The organism is Paraburkholderia sp. BR14374 (assembly GCF_040948685.1).
GTDB lineage: Bacteria > Pseudomonadota > Gammaproteobacteria > Burkholderiales > Burkholderiaceae > Paraburkholderia > Paraburkholderia youngii.
On the sequence record NZ_JBFPKF010000065.1, the window covers coordinates 1 to 5,820 of the forward strand.

General features: G+C 59.1%; 5 protein-coding genes and 3 pseudogenes. 6 read left to right on the forward strand and 2 right to left on the reverse strand.

Annotation, left to right across the window (positions count from 1 at the left end; genetic code table 11):
• The 4 genes and pseudogenes from AB3X86_RS37595 to AB3X86_RS37610 form a co-directional block, all read left to right on the forward strand.
• Positions 1-194, forward strand: a pseudogene (locus tag AB3X86_RS37595) (IS3 family transposase); the annotation flags it as partial.
• 675 nt (positions 195-869) lie between these two features.
• Complete coding sequence (locus AB3X86_RS37600) at positions 870-1,160, forward strand: type II toxin-antitoxin system CcdA family antitoxin (protein WP_368587799.1); 291 nt, start codon at positions 870-872, stop codon at positions 1,158-1,160.
• Positions 1,160-1,483 (forward strand): CcdB family protein, encoded by a 324-nt coding sequence (locus AB3X86_RS37605; protein WP_368587800.1) that lies wholly within the window; start codon positions 1,160-1,162, stop codon positions 1,481-1,483. Before AB3X86_RS37600 ends, AB3X86_RS37605 begins: the two co-directional genes overlap by 1 nt.
• Positions 1,484-2,134: 651 nt before the next feature.
• Positions 2,135-3,477 (forward strand): annotated as a pseudogene (locus AB3X86_RS37610) (sorbosone dehydrogenase family protein).
• A gap of 133 nt (positions 3,478-3,610) precedes the next feature.
• On the opposite strand, the gene AB3X86_RS37615 reads toward AB3X86_RS37610, so the two are convergent.
• On the reverse strand, positions 3,611-3,940 hold the full coding sequence (locus AB3X86_RS37615) for a four-helix bundle copper-binding protein (RefSeq protein ID WP_368599837.1): 330 nt from the start codon (positions 3,938-3,940) through the stop codon (positions 3,611-3,613).
• Between the two features lie 367 nt (positions 3,941-4,307).
• Between AB3X86_RS37615 and AB3X86_RS37620 the strand changes: the two genes are divergently transcribed.
• Positions 4,308-4,757: an SET domain-containing protein gene (locus AB3X86_RS37620; RefSeq protein WP_184228276.1), complete on the forward strand. Its 450-nt coding sequence runs from the start codon at positions 4,308-4,310 to the stop codon at positions 4,755-4,757.
• A 60-nt stretch (positions 4,758-4,817) separates the two neighbouring features.
• Positions 4,818-5,309, forward strand: a pseudogene (locus AB3X86_RS37625) (IS30 family transposase); the annotation flags it as partial.
• 315 nt (positions 5,310-5,624) lie between these two features.
• On the opposite strand, the gene AB3X86_RS37630 reads toward AB3X86_RS37625, so the two are convergent.
• The coding region (locus AB3X86_RS37630) for a hypothetical protein (protein WP_368599838.1) at positions 5,625-5,820 on the reverse strand (196 nt) is incomplete at its 5' end.

The window sequence follows — 5,820 nt, forward strand, 5'->3', positions numbered from 1 at the left end:
ACGGCTTGTACAAGGCAGAGGTGATCCATCACCTCGGACCGTGGCGCAATCTGCAGGCCGTTGAAATGGCGACGCTCGAATGGGTGGACTGGTTCAACAATCGTCGGCTCTTCGGCCCCATCGGCAACATTCCACCTGCCGAGGCAGAAGCCGCTTACTATGCAAATCTCGCTGAGTCTGTCACTGTGGCATGACGCAAGCAAAACGGTCTCCGGAAAACCCGGGGCGGCTCACGCGTCCTTCACCTCACATCCCGGAATCGACTCCGATAGCGCGCTCAGCTGGTCTGCGGTCAGTTGAGCGGCGGGTTCGCGGCTCACAAGTGAAGTCGCTTTGATGGAAGCATCCTAGCCGTTGCCAAGCACGTGCATCCCGCCGCGAGGGCAAGCCGGCGCCGTCGCTTTTTTGTGAGCTGGTTTTGGGGCGAAGCCCGAGCAGGAGGTTGGAAGACTGGGACCGTTAGTTGCACGTCTGAACTGCAGACATTGAATTGCAGCGACCGTGGCGATGTGCTTGCAACGCCTGACACTTCGCCGCACATTGCATGGGACTGTTCGCGCTAAAGCGGATCCCCGGGGGCAACGGGTCATCGAGTACAGGGGAATTGCCCGGCTGGCGACACGCCGCCGAAGCTGGCCACACGTTCGTGTTCGGCCTGTCTGACGGACGTGTGATCTACGGCAGCCGTGGTGGCAATAGCGCCCGCTTCATGAACCATGCGTGAACGCTTTATCGACCCGTGCGCCTTTGACGTACGTCAGAACAAAAACGTACACCCTATTGCTGGAACTGACGGCTGGTCCAGAATTTTGCGGCTGGCGCGAAGCATGGCATACTATGCGCATGATTCATGCACGTAGGAAACGCTCATGATCAATACAACTGTGGGGCGGCCGGACGCCACGAAACGTGTCGCTAAAGCGCATGCCCCGGCAACGACAACGCGCAAACCTACCAACGTTTCGCTTCCGACAGATCTCCTCGTACGCGCCAAGGAATTGAAAGTCAACGTTTCGCGCGCAAGCGAACGCGGCTTGCGCGAAGAAGTTCAAGCAGCCGAGGCTCGCGCCTGGGAGGAAAAGAACGCTGATTTCATCGCGGAAATGAATGCGCGTATCGAGCGCGATGGCTTGCCCCTCGAAGAGCACCGGATGTTTTGATGGCGCGTTTTGACCTTTACAAAAATCCTTCGTCAAGATCGAAAGCTATCTCACCGTTTCTGCTGGACGTGCAGAGTGACCATCTCGGCAACCTCATATCGCGTGTCGTCATTCCCTTGACACGAGTGACCGGCAACTACACGGCAAGCAAGGTTGCGCAGGATCTCTCGCCCATATTCGAACTTGAGGGAGAACAGTTCGTACTGGAAACGCCATTGCTCGGCGCGTTCAGGACAGGGGATCTGGGTCCGGCAATTGGCACGCTCAAAAATGATCAGGAACGGATCAGTGCCGCGCTTGATCGTCTGTTCGGCGCTTTTTGATCCAACTTCCGGCGGCGCACCGCCCCACACCAACGCTCCGGCATTGGCAGTACACGTGCCATTTACCGCCCATCGGGATGTCGTCGAACCATGTTGGTCAGCAATGCTGCGTCAGCGTAAACCCGCCGCAGCGCAGACGGTCCCATGCGCAATGTCTTCGGCATCTGATTCAGACACTGCGCGCCCCGATATTTGAGCTTGGCCTCTTGGCGCTGCAGACGACCTGATCGCGATTTTTTTTGGCGCATTGCGGAACGACAGGCGCCCTCCCCTCCGCCGTCATGTGTATGTTTCCGCTTTACCGGCGGCTATTCGCGGCGTTACGGTCATCCAGCCCCGCGTCCTAAGGACGCATAGTTCGGCCACAACTGACGCTCGTGTGTCGACTCTGACAAGCCCGTTTACGGCTGCTCACCGGGCGTTCCTCGAGGAACTGCGGCGAACGCCCGCTACCTAGTTTCACGAATGCGTACTGTCGGACCCAATACAGCCGCTCGATCCAATGTGCGCGAACGTCGGCTCCGCAAACACAGGCAGTCGTCGAGCCGTCCGTCCACGCTCTGCAGGGGATCTCGAACGGCAACGCCGCAGGCCGGCTTCTTGCTGTTCTTCGCAGAATGCACCAATCGACACTCATCGTTCGGGATTGACATGCGCCTGTTGCATCACCTCGCTGTTTCAATGGTTTTACCGCTAGCCTCTTGCGCGATCGAACCATCAGGTCCAATTGATGGGGGCTTCGGCACGTCGCCCGCCATGCCGCCTCCGGAATCGTCGTTGGTTCCAATGGTTAACATCGCGACGATTCAGGCGCGCCCCGACGGTTTCACGCCCACGGCTCCCGACGGCTTTTTGGTCACCAAGTTTGCCGGTGCCCTCGCGCACCCGCGCTGGCTTTACACGCTGCCCAATGGCGACATACTGGTAGCGGAGACCGACGCGCCACAGGAACACGATGAAGGCAGCGGCCCGTTCGGCTGGATCAGAAAACAGGTCATGAAGCATGCCGGCGCCGGTGTGCCAAGCCCCGATCGCATTGTGCTATTGCGCGGCGGGGACGACAGCGGTGTCGCGACAACGCAGACCATCTTTTTCGACACCTGCACTCTCCGTTCGGGATGGCGCTGATTGGCAATCAACTCTATGTTGCCGATACGGACGCTCTGCTGCGCTTCGACTATGTGAGGGGCGTCACCCAGATCACGAGCCCCGGCGTCAAAGTTGCCGAGTTGCCGGCCGGCCCGATCAACCATCACTGGACCAAGAATATCCTCGCCGATCGCTCCGGCAAGCACCTATACATTACAGTGGGATCGAACAGTAACGCAGGGGAAAATGGAGTCGACGAAGAAGGCCGCGCGCGAATCCTTAAGTTCGACGTGGACAGTGGGCGCTTGCGGCCGTACGCGACAGGGTTGCGTAACCCCAACGGGCTTTCCTGGCAACCGGACAGCGGCGCGCTGTGGACAGCGGTCAACGAGCGGGACGATCTCGGCAACAACCTCGTTCCGGATTACATGACCGACGTAAAAGACGGGGCGTTCTACGGTTTTCCATATAGCTATTACGGCCAGCACATCGACACCCGCGTCAAGCCGCAACGCCCCGATATGGTAGCGAAGGCCATCGCGCCTGACTATGCGCTCGGCAACCATACGGCTTCGCTAGGTCTGGTGTTTTACGACCGCTCGCTGTTCCCGCCTCATTATCGTGGCGGCGCATTTGTTGGCCAGCACGGATCGTGGAATCGTAAACCGCGTTCCGGGTACAAAGTCGTGTTCGTGCCATTTGTCGATGGAAAACCTGCCGGTGTACCTGAAGACTTCCTGAGCGGCTTTCTGACAGCGGACGGCTACGCCGTGGGTCGACCCGTTGGCGTCGCACTAGACACGCACGGTGCCCTGCTCGTTGCTGACGACGTCGGCAACGCCGTATGGCGGATAGCGCCGAGTAACAACGTCAAGTCTGCTGACACCGCCCCGGAAGGAAGATGACACAACGCCCCTTCTTCGTTGCGAACCCTGTCGGAACCGCTTCATCCGTCAGAGCTGTATGCCGGAGCCAGCTCATGCGTCGGGCTGGCCCGCATCGTCTCGTCCGCCGGCAACCTGCGAACGAGCTAACGTCTCATTGCCCCATAGTCCGACATTCTTCGGAGCAACGCCGACAGGCTTTCGCGCGCTGTTTGCAGTGTTCGTGCTGATGCTTCTCGCACTCATATGCGTAGGCGTCGCAGATCGGCGCGCACAACAAGCAAACTTCCTTCGCGCGACTGCTACCACGAGCCATGACAGCAGACGCGAACTGGCAAATGTCCGCGCAGTCCATATCCGACTTGATGCATGCCGCCATCTCAGCCACGTTCTGTTCGGTAAGGCAGGCCATTGCGCAATGGGCGCAAGCGGCTGCGCATGCGTCACAGGCCTGTATGCACGATTCGTATTGCTGTTGTGCCAACTGGTCCTCCGAAAGTTGATGCGGCGGTCATTTGCCGGCTCGCTGAGCGTCGTGCGCATGTCGCAGGCCCGCAAACCCATGCGGATTGGCGTCGAGGTCCGTGTGGAACAGCGCATTTGCAACCGAGACAGTCGAGAACGACCCAGTCATTGAACGGCGCATCCCCGGTGGCGTACGCATGCGCACGTGCTCGTGCTCGATCTGTCGATGCCCGGGCGCAATGGCGCCCAACTGTCAAAGTGGGCGGCCCTGACTGTTAGTTGCAATTTCGCGCAGAAGACATTGAATGGCAACGACCGTGGCGATATGCTCACAACGCCCCAACACTTCACGCACAACGACCGACGCACCCGAAGGAAGTCAGACTATGCGATTGCGCCGCATCACCGCACGACGTTCTCCCGTACATGGCATGGGACTGTTCGCCCTACAGCCGATTGCTGCAGGCGAACGGGTCATCGAGTACAAGGGGGAGTTGACCAGTTGGCGGCGCGCCGCCGGCCGCCAACGTTCCGGGGCTGGTCACACGTTCGTGTTCGGCCTATCCGATGGGCGTGTGATCGACGGCAGCCGTGGAGGCAACAGCGCCCGATTTCTAAATCACGCCTGCTCCCCCAACTGCGAAGCGATCGAGACGGGCGCGCGGGTGTTCATTCATGCCCTCACCGCTATCGCACCCGGCCATGAACTCTTCATTGACTATCGCCTGTCAGTTGACGGTGTGCTCACCGACGACATTCGTACCCGTTACATATGTCATTGCGGCGCTTCGTCATGTCGACGAACTATGCTGCGCGGCAATGCTGAATCGGCGTAATCCTCGCACCGCAGACGGTCCGATGCGCGATACCTCCGGCCTCTGATACAGACACGCGCGTACCCGGACAACGAGGATTACCACGTGTCACACGAGACCATCTACCGCAGTCTCTTCATCCAGGCCCGTGGTGCCTTGAAGAAGGAATCGCTGGAACATCTACGGCGTACGCGGGTCATGCGGTTCCCGCCATTACACGCAGAAGACGGGCGACCACGGCAGGATCCGCGACACGGTGTCGATCAGCGAACGTGCAGCCACCGTTGAGGACCGCGCAGTGCCGGGACATTGGGGAGGTGACTTGCTTTGCGGCAGCGGCAGCAGCCAGATTGCGACGCTCGTCGAGCGCCAGACACGCTATGTCATGCTGTGAAGATTGTCAGCAAGGACAGCGAGGCGGTTGCCAATGCTCTCATCAAACATGCCTGCAAATTGCCGCAGGCGCTCTACAAATCGCTAACATGGGATCGCGGCACTGAGATGGCCAGCCACAAACGCTTTACTGTTGCCACTGACATTGCCGACTACTTCTGTGACCCACACCGTCCCTGGTAGCGTGGGTCGGCCGAGAACACGAATGGACTGGTAAGGCAGTACGGCAGATCAACAGCTTGGAGTTCGTGCGTTGCTTTCCAATCATGACCCCCGGGTCTCGTCGCACACACTCACATTGCCCGTCGAGTCATTTCATATGATGCATCCAACTACCAGGACTGGGACCACCCCTCCATCTTTCGAATTTGGGAATTGTCAGTAATCCAGGCGCTGGAGTCGAATGTGTGTTCGTGGCCGCATTGAGACCGGATCGCCGCTGCGCGGCTAGGCAATCCGTTTAGCCAGTGCTGCCGTTGCAATGCGCCATGTGAATCACGCAATGTCGAACCTGTAAAGTCTTGCAGGCGGGTCTGCCAGGACAATCCTGCGCTCTTCTTCAACCGTAAGCGGCTCGCGGTGGCCGTTGTAGACGGCCGCAAGTATCGGCATCAAAGTGATGTCCATCATTTTCGAAGTGGTGGACACCATTTTGTCAGAGCCAACACAGAGGCCCGGTAGCCGTAAAGGT